We start from the raw sequence: 22011 nt of genomic DNA, 5'->3' as shown, positions 1-22011 counted from the left end.
GGTGCTGAAGAGCCTGTCGAAGGCGTTGGCCGACGGTGACCGCGTTCACGCCGTGCTCATGGGCAGCGCGGTCAACAACGACGGCGGCGGGCCGGCCCATGCGTCCGTGCCGGGCACCGGGGTGAGCAGCCCCTGGGTGCGCAGCGCGCCCGACAGGTCCCGCAGCAGCCGCAGATCGCCCCCGCAGATCCGGTGCAGCCGGCGCACCGTGAGCGGTTCCAGGGCGGCGCCGCGGGCGAGCAGCTGGGCCGTCTCCTCGTGGGGCAGCGGTTCCAGGGCCAGCCGCGGCAGGAGTTCACCTGTCCACAGCCGGGACACCGCGCCCGGGACGGGGGCGCGGTCGTCGGCGATCACGATCAGCCGGGTGCGGCCGTGCACGGCGAGCTGGTGCACCAGGGCGGCCGATGCCTCGTCCAGCAGATGGGCGTCGTCGACCACGAGGAGGCGCGTGCCGGACAGCGACCGCACCGCGTGGTGCAGCGAGACCGTCCCGGGCAGCAGCGGGGCGAATGCGGCGAAGGGCAGCGAGCGGGTCTCGAGCGTCCCGGTCACCCGGGCGCAGTCGGTGCCGCGCACGGCCTTGGTGACCAGCCGGGTCTTGCCGCGGCCGGCCGGGCCGGTCACCACGATGCCCTGCCGTCCCGCGGCCAGGGACCGGCCGATCAGCTCCAGTTCGTCCTCCCGGCCGGTGAACGGCCAGGGCAGTTCGAGGGTCTTGGCGTCCTGTACATGAATCGTCACGTCATGGAGAGTCCCGGTACTCACGCCTGATACAGGGGGACTTGAGTAGCCCCCGACTCAGGCGCGCCGGGCGGGGCCGACGGCAGTCTTGGCGCATGACCCAGCGCTACTGCTCACTTCCGCAGCAGCCTGCCCCGTCCTTCGCGCCGGGGCTGGCCGCCGAGCGGCTGAGCGCGCTCGTCGCGGGGCGGCGCATGTGGGTCAACGGCACGGTGCTGCACTACTACTTCTTCGAGGACGACACCGACGGCTCCGTGATCCCCGTGCCGGGGACCGGGGAGACCCGTTGGGTGCCGTGGGCCGGCGCCAAGGAACAGTGCGAGGTCGTACGGGAGTGCTTCCGTCAGTGGCAGGACCTCGGTATCGGGGTGACGTTCGCCGAGGTCGCCGACCGGCGCGAGGCGGAGCTGCGGATCGGGTTCCAGTACGGGGACGGCTCCTGGTCGCAGGTGGGCCGGGACGCCCTCGCGGTCGGCCTCAACGAGCGCACCATGAACCTCGGTTGGGACCTCACCCGGTCCGGTCAGCGGGTCACGGCCCTGCATGAGATCGGGCATGTGCTCGGCATGCAGCACGAGCACCAGAACCCGCTGGCCGGCATCCACTGGGACGACGAGGCGGTGTACGCCGACCTGGCGGGCCCGCCGAACCACTGGAGCCGGGACAGGACGTTCTTCAACATCCTGCGCAAGCTGGACCCGGCCGAGGTCAACGGGTCCGTCTGGGACCCGCAGTCCGTCATGGGGTTCCCGTTCGAGGCGGGGCTGGTCCTGGAGCCGGAGCGGTACCACGGGGGGCTGCATCCGCCGGGCACGCTGTCCCCGGCCGACAAGGAGTTCGTGCTGCGCTGGTACCCGCCGGCCGGGCCGGGACCGGCCGCGGACGGACTGGACGGGCCGGCCGCGCTGGTGCCTTTTCGCTCGGCGCCGCTCAGCCTGGGGCCCGGTGGGCAGGCCGACTTCACCGTCGATCCGCCCGAGACCCGTGACTACGCGGTGGGCACCTTCGGCGACGGGGACGGCGTCGTCGTCGCCTTCGAGGAACGCGACGGCGAACCGCGCTACCTCGCCGGGCGGGACGACGGGGGCACACCGCACAACGCCGTACTCAGGGTCAGGCTCGTCAAGGGCCGCCGCTATTTCGTCCGTGTCCGCCTGTACTCCACGTGGGGAACGGGCGAGACGGCCGTCATGTGCTGGTGACAGCACAGAACCGCGCCACGCGGACGCTCGGACCACAGTCCGGCACCGGGGGAGCGGTCGAGGACGTCACCTTCGGAAGGCGATGTCGCTGAGACACCGTTCGGGGGAGCAGGGTCTCAGCCGGACATCTCTGGTGACGTCCTCGACCACGCCACTCGCCTCGCGCCGTTCAGCGGCGCTGCCATTCCCGGGCCAGCAGTTCATAGGAACGGACCCGGGCCGTGTGGTCGTGGGTGATGGTGGTGATGAGCAACTCGTCGGCCCCGGTGGCCTCCTGGAGCTGTTCCAGGTGGTCGGTGACCTGGGACGGGGAGCCGACGAACCGGGTGTCGACACGGTCGCGCACCAGGTCTTGGTCCGCGTCGGACCAGGCGTGGGCGCGGGCCTCCTCGGGGGTGGGGAACGGGATGGCGCCCTCGGCGGTACGGATGCTGCGCACCCACAGGCCGTACCCGGTGGCGATGTCATGCGCGGTGGCCTCGTCCTCGGCGACCACGACGTCCGCGGAGACGCTGACGTACGGCTTGCCGAGGTCGTCGGAGGGCTGGAAGTACGCGCGGTAGCCGTCCACGGCCTCCAGGACGGTGGCCGGGCTGACGTGGTAGTTCGCGGTGAACCGCAGCCCGCGCCGGCCCGCGACCTCGGCGCTCGTGCCGCCGCTGCTGCCGAGGATCCACACCTCGACGTCGGCGCCCTCACCGGGCACGGCGTGCGCCTCGACGCCCTCCGCCGAGCGGTAGGTGCCGGCCAGCAGGGCGAGGATGTCGTCGACCTGCTCGGCGTAGTCCTGGGACTCGGCGCCCGGCAACTGCAGGAGCCGGCGCTGCAGGGCGATCCTCGGTGAGCCGAGCAGCCGCTCGAAGGAGAACCGGGGCGGGATGAGCAGGCCGCCCGGTGCGCGGCCGTCGACGACCGGGGTCACCGTCGGCGGCGGGTCCGCCCGTTCGCCCGGTGGCCGGCCGCCCGAGCGGCCGAGGCCCAGATCGACGCGGCCCGGGTGCAACGCGTCGATCAGGCCGAACTCCTCCACCGTGCTGAGCGCCGTGCGATGGCCGAGCTGCACGGCGCCCGAGCCGAGCCGGATGCTGGAGGTGGCGGCGGCCGTCAGGGCGAGGACGACCGCCGGTGACGTGCCGGCCACCCCGGGGTTGAGATGGTGCTCGGCGAACCAGTACCGGTGGTAGCCGAGGCGTTCGGCGTGCTGGGCCAGGTCGATGGAGTTGCGCAGCGCCTCGCCGGCCGTGGCCCCCGAGGGGATGGGGACCAGGTCGAGGACGCCGAGGGGTGTGCTGGAGGACATGCGGGCTCTCCCTCAGTGCGCGGCGGGCACGGGCCCGGGGTCCGGTGGCGCGAGCACCGGGCCCCAGGGGAACGGTGGGTCCGGGATGTCCCCGCGCAGCACCGGGGCGACCTCCGTCTGGAACAGCTCGAGCGAGTCCCGGTGCCGGCTCTCCGTCAGCCCGCTCGCGTCCGCGGACACATGCTGCACGGTGTGCCCGAGCCGCTCGTGGTAGCGGTGCACCTTGTCGATGACCTGCTGGGGGCTGCCGATCAGCGCAGAGCTGCGGTCGACGAAGTCCTCCAGGGTCTCGAAGACCACGGGCAGGCCGGTCGCCCGCTGGAAGGCGAGGTTGCCCTCGAAGACCGGCCGGTAGGCGGCGAGTGCTTCCTGTGTGGTCCGGGCGACGCACAGGCCCGCCGAGCCGGCGCCGACGGCGATGCCGGCCGGGTCGTGGCCGTGGTGCTCCCAGCGTTCCCGGTAGTGGCGGACCAGTTCGGCGTACGGCTCTATCGGGTGGGTGACGTTCGCGGAGAACAGCGGGTCGCCGTAGCGGGCGGCGAGGTCCACGCTCCGCTCGCTGGTGGCGCTGCCGTGCCAGACCCGTACGGGCCGCTGGTAGGGCCGCGGCCAGACCTCGGCGTCCGTCAGCTCCGGCCGGAAGCGGGTTTTGGCACTCACCCGGTCCTCGCGCCAGATCCGCCGGAACACCTCGTAGCTCTCGGCGTTGCGCTCCCACTGGTCCTCTGGGGTGACATGGAACAGCTCGCGCTGCGCGGCGCCGTTGCCCTTGCCGATGATCAGGTCGAGCCGTCCGTCGGCGAGATGGTCCAGGGTGGCGTAGTCCTCGTAGGCGCGCACCGGGTCCAGCAGGCTCAGCGTCGTCACCGCGGTGAACAGCCGGATCCGCCGGGTGCGGGCGGCGATGTGGCTGAGCACGACCGTGGGCGAGGAGGAGATGAACGGCCGCTCGTGCCGCTCCCCCACGCCGAAGCCGTCAAAGCCCAGCTCCTCGGCGAGCAGCGCGTTGTCGAGGACTTCCCGGAACCGCTCGTGTGTCGTCTTCCGTACGCCGGTGACCGGATCGGGACGGTGCACGATCAGGGTGATGGCGAGGAACTTCACGAGGCCACCCGCTCACGCTCACCCCGTGCGTCGTCGGGGTGGGCGAGGCCGAGGTGGTCGCGCAGGGTGGTGCCCTCGTAGTCGGCGCGGAAGACGCCGCGCTCCTGGAGCAGCGGGACGACGGTGTCGGCGAACGCGTCGAGGCCGCCCGGTGTGATGTGCGGGACGACGATGAAACCGTCGCTGGCGTCGGCCTGGACGAACTCGTCTATGGTGCGGGCGACGGTGGCCGGGGAGCCGACGAAGGTCTGCCGGTTGCCGGTGTTGATGACCAGGTCGCGGATGGACCAGCGGTGCGCGGCGGCCAACTCGCGCCACTCGCGGGCGGTGGCCAGCGGGTCCCGGTACATGCGGACCTGGGCGCGGCCCCGCGCGATGTGCTCCTCGTCCACGTTCGGGTCGATCTCGGGCAGCGGGCCGTCCGGGTCGTACCCGGACAGGTCCCGGTTCCAGACGAACTCCAGGTGCTTGATCGCGGTGGCGCCGCTGACCTGCTGCCTGCGCACCTCGCGGGCCGCTTCCTCGGCCTCGGCGTCGGTGTCGCCGAGCACGAAGGTCGCCGCGGGCAGGATGAGCAGCTGGTCGCGGCGCCGGCCGTGGGCGGCCAGGCGCCGTTTGACGTCGGCGTAGAACGCCTGGCCCTCCTTGAGGGTGGCGTGCCGGCTGAAGATCGCGTCGGCGCTCGCCGCGGCGAACTCGCGGCCCTCCTCGGAGTCGCCGGCCTGGAAGATCACCGGCCGGCCCTGCGGCGAGCGCGGCACGTTGAACCGGCCGTGGATGTCGAAGTGCCGCCCCCGGTGGACGAAGGCGCCGGCCCGGGCGTCGCGCAGGAAGGTGCCGGTGGCCTGGTCGGCGAGGATCTCGTCGCCGTGCCAGGAGTCGAACAGCTCGTTCGCGGTGGCCAGGAACTCCTTGGCCCGGGAGTACCGCTCCTGCTGGGGCAGAAAGCCGCCGCGGCGGAAGTTCTCGCCGGTGAAGGCGTCCCAGGAGGTGACCACGTTCCAGGCGGACCGGCCGCCGGAGAGGTGGTCGAGGCTGGCGAACTGGCGGGCCACCTCGTAGGGCTCGTTGAAGGTGGAGTTGATGGTGCCGGTCAGGCCGAGCCGGTCGGTGACGGCGGCCAGCGCCGCGAGGACGGTGAAGGTGTCGGGTCGGCCGACGACGTCCAGGTCGTAGATGTGTCCGCCCTGTTCGCGCAGCCTGAGTCCCTCGGCGAGGAACAGGAAGTCGAACTTGGCGCGTTCGGCGGTGCGCGCCAAGTGCGCGAAGGAGGCGAACTCGATGTGGCTGCCGGCGGCCGGGTCGCTCCACACGGTGGTGTTGTTGACGCCGGGGAAGTGGGCGGCCAGATGGATCTGCTTCAGTGGCTTGCTCATGTCGGTGCGGTCCCTCCGGCTCAGGCAGCTGTGTAGCGGTTGGCGGGGCGGGCGAGCCCGAGCAGCCCGCGCAGGGTGTCGGCTTCGTAGGCGCGCCGGAACAGGCCACGGCGCTGGAGTTCGGGCACCAGGCCCCGGGTGATCCGCGGCAGGTCATGGCCGAGTACGGCGGGCCGCAGCCGGAAGCCGGTGAGTCCGCCCTGCCGCAACTCGACCAGGAGATCGGCGAGTTGGCTGGGTGTGCCGGTGAAGATCCGGGCGTCCGAGGTGTACGGCTCACCCGCGAGGTCGTCCAGGCGGGCGCGGCGTGCCGACGCCTCGGCGGGGTCGTCGTCGAGGAAGACCAGCAGGTCGCCGAAGAGGTGCAGGGGCTCTTCGGCGCGGCCGGCCGCCGCCTGTTCGGCCCGGACCTCGGCGACGATCGCGCGGGCCTGTTCCGGGTCGTGCGGGGTGATGTATCCGACGTCGGCCTGGCGGGCCACGAGCCGGTAGGGGACGGTCTGGTGGGCCAGCGCGGTGACGAGCGGCTGCCCCTGCGGCGGGCGGGGCGTGATGCTCGGGCCCTTGACGCTGAAGTGCCGGCCCTCGAAGTCGATGTAGTGCAGTTTGTCCCGGTCGATGAAGCGGCCGGTGGCCGCGTCCCGGATCTCGGCGTCGTCCTCCCAGCTGTCCCAGAGCCGGCGGACGACCTCGACGTGGTCGGCGGCCTCGTCGAACAGGTCGGTGACCAGGTCCTGGGCGGCCGGGCTGTCGTAGGCGTCGAGTTCGGGGAGGGTGCGGCGGCCGAAGTGGGCGGCCTCGTTGGGGCGTGCGGTGATCTGGACGCGCAGGCCGGCGCGGCCGGCGCTGACATAGTCGAGGGTGGCGATCGCCTTGGAGATATGGAACGGCTCCGTGTGCGTGGCCACCACTGTCGGCACCAGACCTATGTGGCGGGTGAGCGGTGCGACACGGGAGGCGATGAGGACCGCGTCCAGCCGGCCGCGCACCTGGTCGGTGCGCTCGTCCGGGTCGAAGAAGCGCGAGGACTGCGGGCCCAGGCCGTCCTCGACGGTGACGAAGTCGATCAGGCCGCGTTCGGCCTCGGCGACCAGATCGGCCCAGTAGCCGGCGCTGAACAGGTCGCGGGGGCGGGCGACCGGCTCGCGCCAGGAGGCGGGGTGCCAGCCGGTGGCGTCGAGCGCTACGGCGAGGTGCAGGGGGGCAGGGGAGGATGAGGACACGAGTGGGCGCCTTCCTGGAGGTCCGTAAGGGATCGCCGGCCCGCCCCGGCCGTCGGGGCGGTGGCGGATGGGGCAACGGGTCAGGAACAACAGAGCGCGCCGGCGACGCGCAGCAGATCGATGTGCGGCCGGGAGTGGAGCCGGACGGCGCGACGGACCAGGAACATGTCCGTCACCTCCGCCCGTCCCGTCGGCGGCCGTGCCGCCGCGCCGTGCACATCTCGACTTCAGTCACAACACGCCGTCCGTCCGGTGTGTTCCGCAGCCGCTGCGGCGGCGGTCAGGAGTTGTCGAGGGGCAGTCCGGGCGGGTTGACCTCGGCCTTGGTGACGGCCTCGTTGGACAGGTTGTAGGCGGCGAGCCACTTGGCGTACTGCCCCTTCTGGATCAGGTGGTTGATCGCGTCGGCGACCGGCCGGGCGAGGCCGCTGTCCTTCTTCGTGGTCGCCGCGATCAGGCCCTGGAGCGTGGCGCCCGCGCCGGAGAAGGTGCCGCCGCTGCGGGTCGGGTTGGGCGATGTGGCCGTCTGCCTGATGTGGTAGGCGATCCCGGGGTTGGCGGAGAAGTACGCGTCGATCTTGCCGCCGGTCAGCGCGAGAGAGGTGGCGTTCTTGCTCGCGTAGTGCTTGACGGTGAGCTGCTTGCCCTCCTGCTTCAGCTTCGCCTGCCACTCCAGGAGGATCTTCTCCTGGTTGGTGCCGTTGTCGACGGCGACGGTCTTGCCGGCCAGGTTCCGGTAGTCGCCGTCGAAGTTCCAGGTGCTCTTCTTCAGCACCTCGAAGCCGAGGTTGTCCTTGCGGTAGGAGGCGAAGTCGTACTTCTTCTTGCGTTCCTCGGTGTCGGTGATGTTGGAGAAGCCGATGTCGGCCCGGCCGCTGTCGATGCCGACGAACATGTTCTCCCAAGTAGCTTTGGAGACCTCCGCCTTCAGACCGAGCACGGCGGCGACCAGGCGGGCGAGGTCGGGCTCGGCGCCGGTGAGGGTCTTCTGGTCCGAGCCGACGTACGCGAGCGGCGGGAAGCCGTCGGGCAGGGCGCCGACGACGATCTTCAGGGTGCCGCTGCCGCGGACGGATGCGGGCAGTTCGGCGCTGATCGACTTCACCTCCGAGACCTTGAGTTCGGTCTGTGTGGCGGCGCCGTTGGACACCCGGCCCACCGTGACCGTGCCCGCGGTGTCGGTGGTGGTGGCGGCGTCGCTGTCGCCCCCGCAGGCGGTGAGGCCGGTGGCGAGGGTGGCTGCGGCGGCGACCGCGGTGATGCCGCGGTTCAGACGGCGTCTGGAGAGCTGGCTGGGCATGGTTGTCCTTCGTCGCTGGGTTCGCTGGGTGTTCGGTGGGTGTGAGCGGGCGCGGGGTGAGTGGGCGTGGGTGTGAGGTGGCCGGGTGTTCGCTGGGTGAGTGGGTGTGAGGTGGCTGGGTGTGAGTGGGTGGGAGAGAGAGCGGGGGTGCGGGGCGGGTGCGGGGAACGGGCGGGCGGTCACAGGACCTTGCTGAGGAAGTCCCTGGTCCGCTCGTGCCGGGGGTGGTCGAGCACCTCGGCGGGCGGGCCCTGTTCGACGATCCGTCCGGCGTCGATGAAGACGATCCGGTCGGCGACCTCGCGGGCGAATCCGATCTCGTGGGTGACGATGACGAGCGTGGTGCCGCTGGTCGCGAGGTCCTTGATGACGGAGAGCACCTCGCCGACGAGTTCCGGGTCGAGCGCCGAGGTCGGTTCGTCGAACAGGATGATGCCGGGGCGCAGCGCGAGGGCGCGGGCGATCGCGACACGCTGCTGCTGGCCGCCGGACAGCTGCCGTGGATAGGCGCCCGTCCGGTCGCCGAGTCCGACCCGGCCGAGCAGGTCACGGGCGAGTTCCTGGGCCGCGGGCCGGGTGAGCCGCCCGGTGGCCACGGGGGCGGCGGCGACGTTGTCCAGCGCGGTCAGATGCGGGAACAGATTGAAGTTCTGGAAGACGAAGCCGATCCGGCTGCGCTGGGCGAGGATCGCCCGCTCGCTCAGTTCCTTCAGCCGCTGGCCGCTGCGTCTGACCCCGATCGGTTCGCCGCCGACGCTGACGTGTCCGATCTCGGGCCGCTCCAGGTGGTTGATCACCCGCAGCAGGGTGGACTTGCCGGACCCGGAGGGGCCGATGACGACGGTGACCTCGCCGGGGCGCACGGTCAGGTCGATGCCGTCGAGGACACGGTGGGCGCCGTACCACTTGTGCACGTTGTGCACCTCCAGGGCGACGGGGGCCTGGGCGGTGTGCGGGCCTGCGGTCATACGGCGGCCTCCCGGCGCAGTCGGGCGCGCAGTCCGGCGAGGCCGGAGCGGGCGCGCTGCCAGGGCGTCGGCGGCAGGGTGCGGGTGGCGCCCCGGGCGAAGTACCGCTCGACATAGAACTGGACGACGGACACGACACTGGTGAGGATCAGGTACCAGACGGTGGCGACCAGCAGCAGCGGCACGATGTCACCGGGGTAGGTGCTGCCCATGGTCTGCACCGCGCCGAACAGGTCGAGCAGCGACACATAGAACACCAGGGACGTGCTCTTGATCAGGCCGATGAGCTGGTTGACATAGTTCGGGGTGATGGACCTGAGGGCCTGCGGGAACACGATCCGGGTGAACTGGTAGCGCTTCGGCAGGCCGAGCGCGGCGGCGGCCTCGTGCTGGCCCTGGTCGACGGAGAGGATGCCGCCGCGGACCACCTCGGAGGCGTACGCCGCCTCGTTGAGGCCGAGCCCGACCACGGCGACCGCCATGTCGGTGGCCAGTCTCGACTCGTCGAAGGTGACGAAGGCGGGTCCGAAGGGGACGCCGAGGCTCACCGTCCGGTACAGGGCCGAGAAGTTGTAGAGGAAGATCAGTACGACGATGAGCGGCACGGACCGGAACAGCCAGGTGTACGTCCAGCTGACGGCGCGCAGCACGGGGCTTCCGGAGAGCCGGCCGAGGGCCAGCAGGATGCCGCCGAGCAGGCCCAGCACGGCGCTGAGCGCGGTCACTTCGAGGGTGATGAGCAGGCCGTCGAGGATGGTGGGGCGCAGAAACCAGTAGCGGAAGCGGTCCCACTGGTAGAAGGGGTTCGTGGCCAGTCCGTGCGCGATCTGCGCCACGACCACCAGCACGACGACCGTGACGGCCCATCGGCCGGGACGGCGCAGCGGCACGACTCGCTGGGCGGACAGGGTTTTTGACGATGTGTCGGCTGGCGGCGGCGCGGTGAGGGACACGGCGCCGCCCGGGGGTTCGGTCATGGCGGGCTCCGGTGGGATCGGGGCACCCCCAGGCCGGCGGCGCGACCCGTGTGGCTGCGACGGCGCTACGCCGGCGGCGTTGAGCCGACGGCGCCATGGCGCGGCGCGGTGCACGGGAGGGGCACGGGGACCGGGGAGGGGCGGGCAGCGGCACACCGCTCGGTCGGTGTGCGTCGGGAACGCGGGGGCCGGAAGTGGCGTCAGCCCCGGCGACGGGCAGGGCCCGAAGCGGTACACAGTGCGCTGTTCACGCGAAGCAGGTCGACCGCCCGGTCGGCGACGAGCAGACCCGCGTACGGATGTACGCAGCTTTGGGTGCGGCCGGCGGCCGTCCCGTCGGCTGCGTACATGTCCGTCACTCGCGTTACTCGCATTTCCGGCCCCTGCGGGGCCCTCGCGCTTACCGAAGCGTCATCCGGTCCGGTCGTCACCTGGGGCACCCCACCGCGGCGCGAGGGTTGCCGGCCAGCGAGCCAGGGCTTGTCGCTGACACTCATGACCGTGCTGAGCGGTAAGTAAGGCAGTTGGGCGGACGTATGTCAACGCCCGTCCGCTGGATGGACCGGTCGCCGCGCCGCTCAACCGCGCCGGGAACCGGGGGCGCCGGCCGCGTGCCGCGCCCAGTCCAGGATCTGCACGGCCGAGCCGGCCGCCTCAAGGCCCGCGCAACGGGCGTGATGACGACGGGCGATGCCGTCCAGGTCGAGGTGCGCGCCGAAGGCGGGCCGGGCCGCCAGCCGCCGGGCGTGCGCCCACAGCGCCGGATGATCGGCCACGCGGTGCACGGCGGCGGCGTCGAGGTGGTGGCGGTGCACGGTGTCGAGTTGCACCAGGGCGACCCACAACTCGACGTCGGCGGCGGTGAGTTTGTCGCCGACGAGGAACTCCCGCCCGGCGAGCCGCCGTTCCAGTTGGGCCAGGGTGCCGAGCAGGACGTCGAGCGCCGCGGCCCGCTCGGCCGCGTCCGCGCCGGCCCGGCCCGCCCGCTGTGCGGCCTCCTCGATGCCCTGCGCGCACAGCCGCTCGATCTCCTCGATCGCGGCCTCGGCGCCGCACGGGTAGAGCCGGTCGCGCCCGTCGCCGAAGCAGCGGTCCAGGTCGCGCAGGATGTCCGGGGCGTGGGTGCTGACGATCCGCCCCGACCAGTCGTCGCTGAGCACCGGCGCGAGCGCCGGCCCGGGGTAGCGGTGCGCGCTCGCCTCGTACAGCGGGCGCAACGCCGAGTGTCCGCCCCCGGGACAGTCGGGGACGGCGTCGAGGAAGGTGACCGGACAGATGTCGTCGAGGGCGAGGAGGCTGTGGCCCACGGCTATCCGCAGGCCGTCGGGACAGGCCGTCGTGAGGTGGAGCCGGTAGCGGCGCGGCACGGCGTAGTGGCCGCTGCGCGCGTCCCGGCCGATCCTGCCCCGGAAGCGTGCGGTCCGCTGGGCGGACGGGACGGCGGCGAGCGGCGTGCTGGACGTGGACATGCGTCTCCCCGGGTGCGAGCGCGCGGGTGTGCGCGGCTGAAGCGTCGTCGGTCGGTGGGTGCGAGGGGCCCCGGTCGGCCGGGAGCGCGGGACGGTCAGCCGCAAAGACTGATCGCGCTGCAGACCCGCAGCAGGTCGATGTGCCGGCGGGAGGTCAGCAGGGGCAGCGACGGCGCACGGCGGCCACGGCCGGTGCTCGTCCCACGGCGGCCCATCTTTTCCCTACCTTTTCACTAGGATTCCCTTCTGGAGTGTCGATCCGCGCCCACAGGCACGTCAAGGGGGCGTCCACCCCTGGAACACCGGCGCCTTTGGAGGGCCTGGCCGGCCCCTCGCGGGTCGGGTTCCATACCGGTCCGACGGCGCCGGACACCGAGGGGCGCGCCCCGTACGCCGACGATGCGGGCCTGGCCGTCCCGGCACCGGGTCGCGGCGTCGGCCGTGGCCGGCTCGCCGGTTCACCCGAACGGTCCGGTCACGCTGGTCGGCCGGGCGGTCCGGTGGTGGCGTGGAGGGACGTACCGCGTTGCGAGGAGGCAGCCCCGATGAACCGTCCGTACCGTCCCGCGCGTGTCCTCGCCTCGGCCCTGGCCGCCGGGTCACTGCTGGCCGCGGGCGCCTGCTCGGACGCCGACGGCGCCTCCGACACGGTGTCCGCCTCCCCCGCCGCCGAGCGGTCCCCGGATGCCGTGGCCGATCCCGGACGGGCCCCGAGCCCGTCCGCCACCCCCGCGCTCACCAGGGCGGGCGCGAAGGCCGCGCTGATCACCGCGGCCGATCTTGAGGACGACTGGACGCAGGCGAACGACGCCGCCTCCTGGCGCGACAAGCTGCTGCTGGGCAAGGTCGACATCGCCGCGTTCCTCAAGGGGAAGGCCGCCGCGGCCGACTGCCAGCGGCTCCTCCACAGCCTGTACTCCGACAGCCTGCTGGGCCGCGCTCCCGGCGCCTCGGCGCTCACCGGGTTCACGGATCCGCGGGCCCGGCTGCTGTACCAGGTCGGCGACTACGGCGAGGCTTCGGTGAAGAAGTCCCTGGACTGGCTGCGGAGCCTGCCGCGAAAGTGCGGCCAGTTCACCGCGACCGGCTCCGACGGCGGCAAGCGGACCGTCCAGGTGGTGTCGGCCCCGCTGCCCACCGTCGGCGACGACCGGGCGGGTGTCACCGTGACGGTGAAGGGCACGGCCGACGGGCAGCCGATCACCCTCACCACGGACGTCGCCGCGCTCCGCGTGGTCGCCTCCGGGGCCACCGTCATCAACGGCGGCCTCTCCGGCGCCGATCGCAGGAGCACCGAGGCGGCCGTGCGGGCGGGTGCGCAGCGGCTGAAGGACGTCCTCGCCGGGAAGACCCCGGCGCCACACCCCAGCGAGTTCGACTGACGGCGCCGTACGCGCGGGTGCGTCGCGGTGCCCGTCGGCCAGGGCCGGCTCGCCGAACGGTCATGATCAGTACGCCTGGCGCCCCTCGGCGCGCAGCCGCTCCCGCCATTGCTCCGCGTTCCTGCTGACCGGCCGCGTCGTCGCGATGAAGTTCTCCAGCACCGCCAGAAAACGGTGCGGATCGGCGCGGAACGGAAAGTGCCCCGAGCCCTCGAAGATCTCCAGACGGCTGCCGGGCATCGCCGCGTGCGCCACGTCGGCGTGCCCGGCGGGCACCACCTGGTCGCGCGAGCCCCAGACCAGCAGGGTCGGCATGCCCGCGGTGAGATAGCAGCGGTCGAGCATGGACACCACCTGACCACGCCAGTCCACCACCGCGCGCAGCGTGCGGATGAACGCGTCGCGGGAGGCCGCATCGGGCAGCGCGTCCACCACGCGCAGCAGATCCGGCGCGTCGACGCCGAGCCCGGTGTCGAGCAGCCGCATCAGCCGGATCACGGCGGCGGTCTGGACCCGCATCGTCGGAAGCCGCAGCAGGGCCAGGGCGAGATGGGCCCCGGGCAGCGAGGCCAGGCGCAACGCCGGGGTGACACCGCGGCCCACCCCGCCGGTGCTCACCAGCGCCAGCCGCTCGGTCCGGCCCGGGAACTGGTACGCGAACTGCATCGCCACACCGCCGCCGAGGGAGTGCCCGACCAGCGTCACCCTGTCGATGTCCAGCACTCCCAGCAGGTCCCGCATGCCGTTGGCGTACGCGGGGACCGAGTAGTCGCCGCGTGGCTTGTCGGAGGAACCGTGGCCCAACAGGTCCGGGGCGATGACCGTGTGGTGCCGGGCCAGCTCGGGAATCAGCTCCGCCCAGGTGTCGGAGGAGTCACCGATGCCATGGATCAGCAGCACGGCCGGACCGCTGCCCGCCATGCGGAAGGCCCAACGGTGGCCGTGCACGAACCGGTACTGCCGTGGGACGGGCTCCTGGATCGCGCGCAACCGCGTGGGCTCGCCACGCTGTGGGGGGATGCTTGCCACGGTGGCTCCTCTCCAGGGCGAAGCCCCTCGGCGCCGGTCGACGTGCTCGTAACTCATACGCTCCGCTGGAATCTAAATCAATAAGTCGACTTACCGAAGTCGGCTAGGTCACAGCGAAACGCCACTGGGGCGTGAGATATGCCATGCCGCCAACCGCGCGCGGCGGGCAGAAGGGGCGCGCGTGGCGGCTGGGCCGGCAGGCCCGCGCCGAGACACCCCTCCGCATCGTCGGCCCCGACCTCACCCACCTCGTCGAACAGGCCGGCCGGGCCGGCATCGCGGCATGCGCGCCGCAGTGCGCGAACAGCGGGCGGTTGGGGCCGAATTGGGCGCCGCAGTAGGCCCGTTGCGACTCTCGTCTCAAAGCTTGCGCACAAATTCCACACATCCTCTCTTCATACCGGTCCCGATGGTCTAGATTGACCGTGCTTCAGCCGTTCGGACACGAGGCGACCAATAATGATCTTTAGGTCCGGTACTACGGAAGGTCAGCAGTCGCGTCCCCGGCGCCGGGCGTGGGGATGATCGATTCTTGGGGCCCGAGAGGGGTCTTGGGTGCGGGGAGCACCCGAGGTTTCGACGGGTTCCCGCACACCTCAGGAGTCGGGCAGAACGGGTGAGTCCGCTGCCGTCGGGGTGGGGTGTCCAAGTATCCAAGTACCTCTGAACCAGCCGGAATGTCATGCGCGGGGGGCCAGGTGCCTCCCGGGGGGAGGAACAGCGCGGCACGGGGGGCGGGGGCCTCCCGGGGGAGGAACAGCACGGCTCGGGGGGCGGGGGCCTCCCGGGGGGGTGGAACAGCACGGCTCGGGGGGCGGGGGCCTCCCGGGGCGAAGAACAGTGTGCGGCGAACACGTCGAACCACTGCGGACCTGGGGGGTTCTGTGCGGCAAGGGGGATTGGTCAGCCCGTTTCCATCGGCGCGCGAGCGTTTGGCGAACGGGGAAATCAGCCAGACCGCGATCGACTGGGAGCAGCGCTACCGCCGTACCGTGATCATCAGCGATACGGTGGCCACCGGCTTCGTGGTGGCGGCGATCGGCAACTTCTTCGGGGCCCGGGACGCGGCCAACTGGCATGAGAAATGGGGGATTCTCGCCTTCGGCACCGAACTTCTGGTGCTGGGGGCGCTCGCGGTGAGCCGGTCGTGGGCGCCGGCCGTGCTCGGCCAGGGCGCCGAGGAATTCCGCCGGCTCGGCCGCTCACTGTTCACGGCGACCGTCGTACTGGCGCTCGGCGGAATCGCCCTCACCTCGCGCAACATCAAGCTCTGGATCTTCGTCGCGATCCCCGCGATCGCGCTCACCACCATGACCGCGCGGTATGTGCTGCGCCTGTGGCTGCACAAACAGCGCAAGGAAGGGCGGTGTCTGAGACCGGTGCTCGCGGCCGGGAGCCCGGCCACCGTGTGTGACCTGATCACCCGAACCCGTAAGTTCCCGCACCTCGGATGGCGGGTCGACGCGGTGTGCACGACGGACGGTGTCGGGCTCACCGGTGACCAAGTGGACGGAGTGCCGGTCGTCGGCCGGCTGGCGGACGTCGCGCGCCACGTGCGCCGCGACGGCTACCGTGTCGTCGCGGTCACACCGGACCCGCACTGGTCACCGGACCGGCTGCAGCGGCTGGCCTGGAACCTCGAAGGCAGCGACGCCGAGATGATCGTGGCCCCCGTGCTGATGGAGGTGGCCGGCCCACGGCTGCATGTCGACGCGGTGCTCGGGATCCCGCTGCTGCGGGTCAGCATGCCGGCCTTCACCGGGGGCCGCCGCGCGATCAAAGAGGTCGTCGACCGGATGGGCGCGGCGATCCTGCTGATGCTGTTCGCGCCGCTGATGGTGTTCGTCGGGCTGCTCGTGCTGGTGGACAGCCGGGGCGGGGCGTTCTACCGCCAGCGCAGGGTCGGCAAGGACGGCCGCGAGTTCACCATGCTCAAGTTCCGCACCATGGTCGCCGGGGCGCACCGGGCACGTGCCGAGCTGGCCCACCGCAACGAGGGCGCCGGCCTGCTGTTCAAACTCCGCCGGGATCCGCGGGTGACCCGGGTCGGAGCAGTGCTGCGCCGGTACTCGATCGATGAACTCCCGCAGCTTTTCAATGTGCTCACCGGATCGATGTCGCTCGTCGGTCCGCGGCCTCCGCTACCGGAGGAGTCCGCAGCGTACGGGCCGGACATCCGGCGGCGGCTGCTGGTCAAGCCCGGACTCACCGGCCTGTGGCAGATCAGCGGACGCAGCGACCTGTCGTGGGAGGAGGCGGTCCGGCTGGACCTGCGATATGTGGAGGACTGGTCGCTCGCCCTGGACACAGTGATCTTGTGGAAGACGCTGCGTGCGGTGCTCTATGGGCAGGGGGCCTACTGATGCGCGGGGGTCTGCAACTCAACGGTTACGCCGGCGTGCGGACCGCGGGCCGAAAGGGCCTGCCTGGGGGGAGAAACGGGTCATGAGAGTCAGCGTTTTCGGGCTCGGCTACGTGGGCTGTGTGTCGGCCGCGTGCCTGGCCGGCATGGGTCACGAGGTCATCGGGGTGGATGTGAACCAGGTGAAGGTCGACCTGGTCAACGACGGCAAGGCCCCGGTCGTCGAGGAGCGGATCGGCGAACTGATCGCCGAGGTCGTACGGACCGGAGCGTTGAGCGCCACCGGCGACGTCCGCGAGGCGATCATGGGCAGCGAGGTGTCGCTGGTCTGCGTGGGCACGCCGTCGGAGCCCAACGGCAGTCTGTGCACCACGTACTTGGAACGGGTCACCGAGCAGATCGGCGCCGCGCTTGCGGATCGTCATGGGCACAGCGGGCGGCACACCGTCGTGTACCGCAGCACCATGCTCCCGGGCACCTGCCTGAACCTGCTGGTGCCCATCCTGGAGAAACACGTCGGCGGCACGGCCGGGGTGGACATCGGGGTCGCGGTCAACCCGGAGTTCCTGCGTGAGGGCACGAGCGTGCGGGACTTCTTCGACCCGCCCAAGACCGTCATCGGCGAACTCGACCCGGCAAGCGGCGATGCGGTGAGGGCGCTGTACGACGGTTTGCCCGGCGAGGTGTTCCGGGTGCCGGTCCCGACGGCCGAGGCGATCAAATACGCGGACAACGCGTTCCACGGCCTCAAGATCGGCTTCGCGAACGAGCTGGGCGCGGTGTGCCAGGCACTGGGGGTGGACTCGCACCAGGTGATGGACGTGTTCCTGGCCGACCACAAGCTGAACATCAGCCCCGCCTATCTGCGGCCCGGCTTCGCCTTCGGCGGCTCCTGCCTGCCCAAGGACCTGCGCAGCCTGGTGCACGCGGCACAGCGGGCCGACGTCTCGGTGCCCATCCTCGCCCATGTGCTGCCCTCCAACTCCGACCATCTGCAACGCGCGGTGGAACTGGTCGAGCGCACCGGCAAGCGCCGGGCGGGCCTGTTCGGGTTGTCCTTCAAACCCGGCACCGACGACCTCCGCGAGAGCCCGCTGGTCGAGCTGGCGGAGAGACTCTTCGGCAAGGGGTACGACCTCAAGATCTACGACGCCAATGTGAGCCTTTCCCGGCTGCTCGGCGCGAACCGCGAGTACATCGAGACCCGGCTGCCGCATCTCGCGCAACTGCTCGCGGATTCCGTCGACGAGGTGCTTGAGCACGCCGAGGTGTGCCTGGTCGGGACCAGGGATCCGGCCGTGCTGTCGGCGCTGCCCCATGGCGACGGCCCGGTGATCGTCGACCTCATCCGTCTTCCCGACGCCGAAGCGCGCCAGGCCGAACCGGGGTACATGGGCCTTGCTTGGTGACACGACCGGCGGCGGCCGGCCGGGCCGGCACGCGCTGATCCTGGTGGAGAACCTGTCGGTGCCGTTCGACCGGCGGGTGTGGCAGGAGTGCACGACGCTGCGCGACGCGGGCTGGACCGTGCACGTCATCTGTCCTCAAGGGAGCAAGCGGGACACGGAGCCGGAGGCGGAGATCGACGGGGTGCGGATCCACCGCTACCCGTTGCGCGCGGCCACCGCAGGGCCGGCCGGCTACCTGCGGGAGTACGGCTCGGCGTTGTGGCACACGGTCCGGCTGGCCCGGAAGGTCGGCCCGGTCGACGTGGTCCACGCCTGCAACCCGCCCGACCTGCTGTTCCTGCCGGCGCTGTGGCTCAAGCGGCGCGGGGCGCGGTTCGTCTTCGACCAGCACGACCTGGTACCCGAGCTGTATCTCTCCCGGTTCGACCGCGGCGAGGATCTGCTCTACCGCGCCGTGTGCGCGCTGGAACGGCTGACCTACCGGGCCGCGGACGCCGTGCTCGCCACGAACGAGAGCTACCGTGATGTCGCGGTGCGCCGTGGCGGCCGGCGGCCGGACGACGTTTTCGTGGTGCGCAGCGCGCCCGACATCGACCGGTTCCATCCCGTACCGCCCGAGCCGGAGCTGAAGCGCGGCAAGCCTCATCTGCTGTGCTACCTCGGCGTCATGGGCCCGCAGGACGGCGTCGACTACGCCTTGCGGGCCCTTGCGAAGCTGCGCGACGAGCTGGGGCGTACCGACTGGCATGCGGTGTTCGTCGGCGCCGGCGACACCTTCGACGCGATGGTGGAGCTGTCCGGGCGGCTCGGCCTGTCGGAGCAGGTGCAGTTCACCGGGCGTGTTCCGGACGCCGATCTGGTGCGCTATCTGTCCACCGCGGACGTGTGCCTCTCCCCCGACCCGCGTAATCCGCTCAACGACGTGTCGACCATGAACAAGGTCCTGGAGTACATGGTGATGGGCCGGCCGGTCGTCTCGTTCGACCTGAAGGAGGCGCGCGTCTCCGCCGGTGACGCCGCCGTCTACGCGCCCGCCAACGACGAGGCCGAGTTCGCCGGGCTGATCGCGCTGCTGCTGGACGATCCGGCGAAGCGGGCCCTGATGGGCAAGGTCGGCCAGGAGCGGATCAGCGGGCCGCTCTCCTGGCGGAACTCGCAAGCGTCGCTGCTCGCCGCCTATGCCGCTGCCTGCCGTGACCGCGCTCCGGCGGCGGGCGGCCGGGACCGGGCAGGGCGGAGGCCGCGCCGTTGAGCGATGACACGATACGCCTGGTCACGATCGGGCGGATTATCCGTCGGCGCGGGCGGCTTCTCATCATCCTCGCCGTGGTGGGCGCGCTCGTCGGCTACGGCACCTCTTTGCTGCTTCCGCCGCGTTACACGACGTCGGCGTCGGTACTGCTGCCGGGGGCGTGGGAGGAGCGCGAGCTGCTGACCCAGGCGGAGATCGCGACCAGTTCGGTCGTGGTCGACCGCGCGGCCGCCGCGCTGCACTGGGCCGGGGTCAGCGGCAGCGACCTGCGGGACCGGGTGAGCGCCAAGGCCGCCGACGGGAACATCATCAAGATCTCGGGCACGGCGGACACCCCGGAGCGCGCGCAGCAGCTCTCCGACCAGGTGGCCCAGCAGTTCGTCACCTTCGCGGCGCGGATCGTGGACGAGAACACCGACCCCGACACGGCGGCACAGTTCAAGGCACTTCAGCAGATGGTGGTGCAGACCAACCGCCGCATCACCGAGCTGGCCGATGCGGCCGATCCGGGGCAGACCGTGGAGAGCGTGCAGACCCGCACCGAGCTGGCGAAGCTGCGCACCTCGCTGCAGGAGGCCATCGGCAAGCTGGACCAGGCCGACCCGGCCGCCGACAAGGCCAACATGGTCGTCATGGGGCTGGCGGCCCGGCCGGCCGGTGAGGCACCGCCGACGCGGATCCAGCTCATCGCCGCCGGGGCGCTGCTGTTCTTCCTCCTCGCGGTCATCGGCTATCTGACCGCCGCACGGATGAGTCGCCGACTGCGCACCCCGCCGGAGATCGCCGCGGTGCTGGGGGCGGTCCTGCTGGGTAGCGTCGACGTGCCCGATGAGCGGCCCGCGCACCGGCCGGAAGGCCGTGGCCCGCGGGCCCGGATCCGCCGGCTGCTCGGCGTCGACGCCCGGTGGGACACCCCGGCCCCGCGGACGTCGGGCGACGAGGCCGGCAGGCTGATCCGCTACCGGCGGGTGTGCGCCCGCCTCCGGGACCAACTGCCGTCCCCCCGGCGGCTGCTGGTCGTCGTCCCGGACGGCGACGAGATCGCCCGCCGGGCCGCCGGGCAGCTCGTCGCCGAGGCCGAGGGCGATCCGCTGCTGCGGGTGGTGGGGGTCTCCGTGTCCCAGCCGATGGTGCCGGACCGCGACCACGAGTCCGGTGCCCTGGTCGTACTGAGCGCGGGCAACTGGACCGCGGGGGAACTCGCCGGCGTCGCCGATGCCTGTGCGGACGCCGAGCACGAGGTCGTCGGCATCGTGCTCGCCGACCCGGTCCGGGTCCGTGCGACGCGGCCCGCCGGCCGTCCCCGGCCTGCCACCGCGCCGCTGCTCGCGGTCGGCGACGACGCGAAGGGAAGTTCAGGGTGACGACGAGTACGACTTCGCAGTCGTCGGCCGCCGCTCCGCTGCTGGACCTACAGGCGCTGGTGGTGGCGGTGCGCAGGCGGCGCCGCTTCTGGGGCTCCGTGGCGCTGCTGGGGCTGCTCGTCGGCGCGGCGGTGGCGGTGCTGCTGCCGCCGCCGCCGACCGCGGTGACCGAGGTGCTGGTCGCACATCAGGAGGACCAGCCGAACGACCCCGGAACGCTGATCCGCACCGACGCCGCGCTGCTGCACACCACGCGGATCGCCGGTGAGGCCCTGAAGCTGCTCGACTCCCCGGAAAAACCAGAGGACTTCATGCGGGACTACGAGGGGATCGGCCTGACCAACAACCTGCTGCGGATCACCGCGACAGGTGACAGCGACGCGCAAGCGGTCGCCCGCGCCAAGGCGCTGGCCGACGCGTTCGTCGCGGACCATGTCAGACGGATACAGGAAGCCGCGAACGCCGAGGCCAAGGCCCTGCTCGACCAGCGTGACCGGATGCGGGGCGAACTCGAACAGGTCAACAAGGCGATCGGAGACGGATCGTCGCAGAGCGGGCAGAAGGCGTCGGCGAACCTGGAGTCGCTCTTCGCCCGCCGGGCCGAACTCACCTCGCGCATCAGCGACTTCGGCCAGCGCGCCGCGGAGGCGCGCATCGGTACGCCCCAACTCGTCGCCGGCACACAGATCGTGGACGCGCCGCGCACGGTGCGGCACTCCCTGCCCAGAACAGCGGCCACCGACGCCGCGATCGGGCTCGTCCTCGGACTCGTCCTCGGGCTCGCGGTGGCCGCGGTCGGCACGGTCGTGGCGGACCGCCCCGTGCTGCGCCGGGACATCGCGGCGAACCTCGGTGCCTCGGTCATCGCGGAACTCCCCCGCCGGTCGGGCAGGCTGTGGCAGCGCCGACGGATCCGGGCGGCACGCGAACGGCTCACCGCGTCCCTGGCCCGCACCGCGCGCGGCTCCGCGGAACCGGTGTCGCTGCTGGAGTTGGGCTGTGCGCGCAGCACGAGCGTGATCGCCCTGGATCTCGCCAGGGCACTGGCGGCGGGCGGGCCGGTGGTCGTCATCGACGGTCTGCCCGGACTGCAACTCGCGGACCGCCGCCCGAAGCCGGGAGACCCCACCGTGGTCAGCGGCGAGCGTGCCGCGGCCGTGTCGCACCAGGAGCGCCGGCTCGGCGTCGGCTCGGTGGCGCCCGGCACGGCGTGGACCGACCTCCAGTACCTCGGCACACAGACCGTGCTCGTCGTGCGCGCCGGGCACGGCAGCGCCGCATGGCTGCACACCGTCGCCCGGCAACTCGCGGACCAGCGCATCTGGGTGATCGGTGTGGTGCTGATCGACCCCGATCCGCGTGACCGGACCGACGGCACGCTGTGGGACGGGCTGCACACCGCGCTGCGCGGCCACAGCGAGCGGCAGGCCCGGCAGAACGGTGGGGGTACCTCCCACGCCGTTCAGGCAGTGGGGGAGGGCCGGCGGCAGCCGGAGCGGCTGCCGACGTGGGCGGCACGGGTTCCGGACAGCGACCAGGAGGCGCGGTAGGAC

General features: G+C 71.9%; 19 protein-coding genes, 1 pseudogene and 1 riboswitch. Of the genes and pseudogenes, 8 read left to right on the top strand and 12 right to left on the bottom strand.

Annotated elements, in window-relative coordinates:
• Positions 1-81: 81 nt before the first annotated feature.
• Positions 82-741: pseudogene (locus tag ABT245_RS39830) on the bottom strand (ATP-binding protein); the annotation flags it as partial.
• Between the two features lie 95 nt (positions 742-836).
• On the opposite strand from ABT245_RS39830, the gene absR1 reads away from it, so the two are divergent.
• Entirely contained in the window at positions 837-1943 is a 1107-nt protein-coding gene (gene absR1 / locus ABT245_RS39825) for a beta-glucuronidase AbsR1 (RefSeq protein ID WP_351744124.1), read from the top strand.
• Between the two features lie 169 nt (positions 1944-2112).
• On the opposite strand, the gene ABT245_RS39820 is transcribed toward absR1, so the two are convergent.
• The 10 genes from ABT245_RS39820 to ABT245_RS39775 all read right to left on the bottom strand — a co-directional run bounded on the left by ABT245_RS39820 (position 2113) and on the right by ABT245_RS39775 (position 11875).
• Positions 2113-3243 (bottom strand): LLM class flavin-dependent oxidoreductase, encoded by a 1131-nt coding sequence (locus ABT245_RS39820; protein WP_351744121.1) that lies wholly within the window; start codon positions 3241-3243, stop codon positions 2113-2115.
• A gap of 12 nt (positions 3244-3255) precedes the next feature.
• Entirely contained in the window at positions 3256-4347 is a 1092-nt protein-coding gene (locus tag ABT245_RS39815; protein ID WP_351744119.1) for an LLM class flavin-dependent oxidoreductase, read from the bottom strand.
• Positions 4344-5723 carry an NtaA/DmoA family FMN-dependent monooxygenase gene (locus ABT245_RS39810; protein WP_351744116.1) on the bottom strand — a complete coding sequence of 460 codons (1380 nt, stop codon included), beginning with the start codon at positions 5721-5723 and terminating at the stop codon, positions 4344-4346. The genes ABT245_RS39815 and ABT245_RS39810 overlap by 4 nt, the downstream gene beginning before the upstream one ends.
• A gap of 20 nt (positions 5724-5743) precedes the next feature.
• On the bottom strand, positions 5744-6946 hold the full coding sequence (locus ABT245_RS39805) for an LLM class flavin-dependent oxidoreductase (protein ID WP_351744114.1): 1203 nt from the start codon (positions 6944-6946) through the stop codon (positions 5744-5746).
• 80 nt (positions 6947-7026) lie between these two features.
• Positions 7027-7113 (bottom strand): putative leader peptide, encoded by an 87-nt coding sequence (locus ABT245_RS39800; RefSeq protein WP_351744130.1) that lies wholly within the window; start codon positions 7111-7113, stop codon positions 7027-7029.
• A 113-nt stretch (positions 7114-7226) separates the two neighbouring features.
• Positions 7227-8246, bottom strand: coding sequence for a transporter substrate-binding domain-containing protein (locus tag ABT245_RS39795; RefSeq protein WP_351744112.1), 1020 nt, complete (start codon positions 8244-8246; stop codon positions 7227-7229).
• Positions 8247-8425: 179 nt separating this feature from the next.
• Positions 8426-9214 carry an amino acid ABC transporter ATP-binding protein gene (locus ABT245_RS39790; RefSeq protein ID WP_351744109.1) on the bottom strand — a complete coding sequence of 263 codons (789 nt, stop codon included), beginning with the start codon at positions 9212-9214 and terminating at the stop codon, positions 8426-8428.
• Entirely contained in the window at positions 9211-10191 is a 981-nt protein-coding gene (locus ABT245_RS39785; RefSeq protein ID WP_351744106.1) for an amino acid ABC transporter permease, read from the bottom strand. Before ABT245_RS39785 ends, ABT245_RS39790 begins: the two co-directional genes overlap by 4 nt.
• Positions 10192-10582: 391 nt before the next feature.
• A riboswitch (SAM riboswitch) is annotated at positions 10583-10692 on the bottom strand.
• A 77-nt stretch (positions 10693-10769) separates the two neighbouring features.
• A complete protein-coding gene (locus ABT245_RS39780; RefSeq protein ID WP_351744103.1) occupies positions 10770-11660 on the bottom strand; it encodes a glutathione S-transferase C-terminal domain-containing protein in 891 nt (296 codons plus the stop codon).
• Between the two features lie 95 nt (positions 11661-11755).
• Positions 11756-11875, bottom strand: a complete 120-nt coding sequence (locus ABT245_RS39775) for a putative leader peptide (RefSeq protein WP_351744101.1) — start codon at positions 11873-11875, stop codon at positions 11756-11758.
• Between the two features lie 330 nt (positions 11876-12205).
• Between ABT245_RS39775 and ABT245_RS39770 the strand changes: the two genes are divergently transcribed.
• Positions 12206-13042, top strand: a complete 837-nt coding sequence (locus ABT245_RS39770) for a hypothetical protein (RefSeq protein ID WP_351744098.1) — start codon at positions 12206-12208, stop codon at positions 13040-13042.
• Between the two features lie 66 nt (positions 13043-13108).
• Here ABT245_RS39770 and ABT245_RS39765 read toward each other — a convergent pair whose 3' ends face one another.
• On the bottom strand, positions 13109-14071 hold the full coding sequence (locus tag ABT245_RS39765; protein ID WP_502982282.1) for an alpha/beta fold hydrolase: 963 nt from the start codon (positions 14069-14071) through the stop codon (positions 13109-13111).
• Between the two features lie 143 nt (positions 14072-14214).
• Here ABT245_RS39765 and ABT245_RS39760 point away from each other — a divergent pair, with 143 nt between their 5' ends.
• The 6 genes from ABT245_RS39760 (at position 14215) to ABT245_RS39735 (ending at position 22008) form a co-directional block, all read left to right on the top strand.
• A complete protein-coding gene (locus ABT245_RS39760; RefSeq protein ID WP_351744096.1) occupies positions 14215-14412 on the top strand; it encodes a hypothetical protein in 198 nt (65 codons plus the stop codon).
• Between the two features lie 543 nt (positions 14413-14955).
• Positions 14956-16434 (top strand): sugar transferase, encoded by a 1479-nt coding sequence (locus tag ABT245_RS39755; protein WP_351744094.1) that lies wholly within the window; start codon positions 14956-14958, stop codon positions 16432-16434.
• An 82-nt stretch (positions 16435-16516) separates the two neighbouring features.
• A complete protein-coding gene (locus ABT245_RS39750) occupies positions 16517-17842 on the top strand; it encodes a nucleotide sugar dehydrogenase (RefSeq protein ID WP_351744091.1) in 1326 nt (441 codons plus the stop codon).
• Positions 17832-19094, top strand: coding sequence for a glycosyltransferase family 4 protein (locus tag ABT245_RS39745; RefSeq protein ID WP_351744088.1), 1263 nt, complete (start codon positions 17832-17834; stop codon positions 19092-19094). The genes ABT245_RS39750 and ABT245_RS39745 overlap by 11 nt, the downstream gene beginning before the upstream one ends.
• Positions 19091-20458 carry a Wzz/FepE/Etk N-terminal domain-containing protein gene (locus tag ABT245_RS39740; protein ID WP_351744085.1) on the top strand — a complete coding sequence of 456 codons (1368 nt, stop codon included), beginning with the start codon at positions 19091-19093 and terminating at the stop codon, positions 20456-20458. Before ABT245_RS39745 ends, ABT245_RS39740 begins: the two co-directional genes overlap by 4 nt.
• Complete coding sequence (locus tag ABT245_RS39735) at positions 20455-22008, top strand: Wzz/FepE/Etk N-terminal domain-containing protein (protein WP_351744082.1); 1554 nt, start codon at positions 20455-20457, stop codon at positions 22006-22008. Before ABT245_RS39740 ends, ABT245_RS39735 begins: the two co-directional genes overlap by 4 nt.
• Positions 22009-22011: the final 3 nt, after the last annotated feature.

Origin of the sequence: Streptomyces sp. NPDC001508 (assembly GCF_040298665.1) — a bacterium.
In the GTDB taxonomy this organism is placed as follows: domain Bacteria; phylum Actinomycetota; class Actinomycetes; order Streptomycetales; family Streptomycetaceae; genus Streptomyces.
Note: the sequence above shows the minus strand (reverse complement) of the source record. Positions and strands in the feature narration are given on the sequence as shown.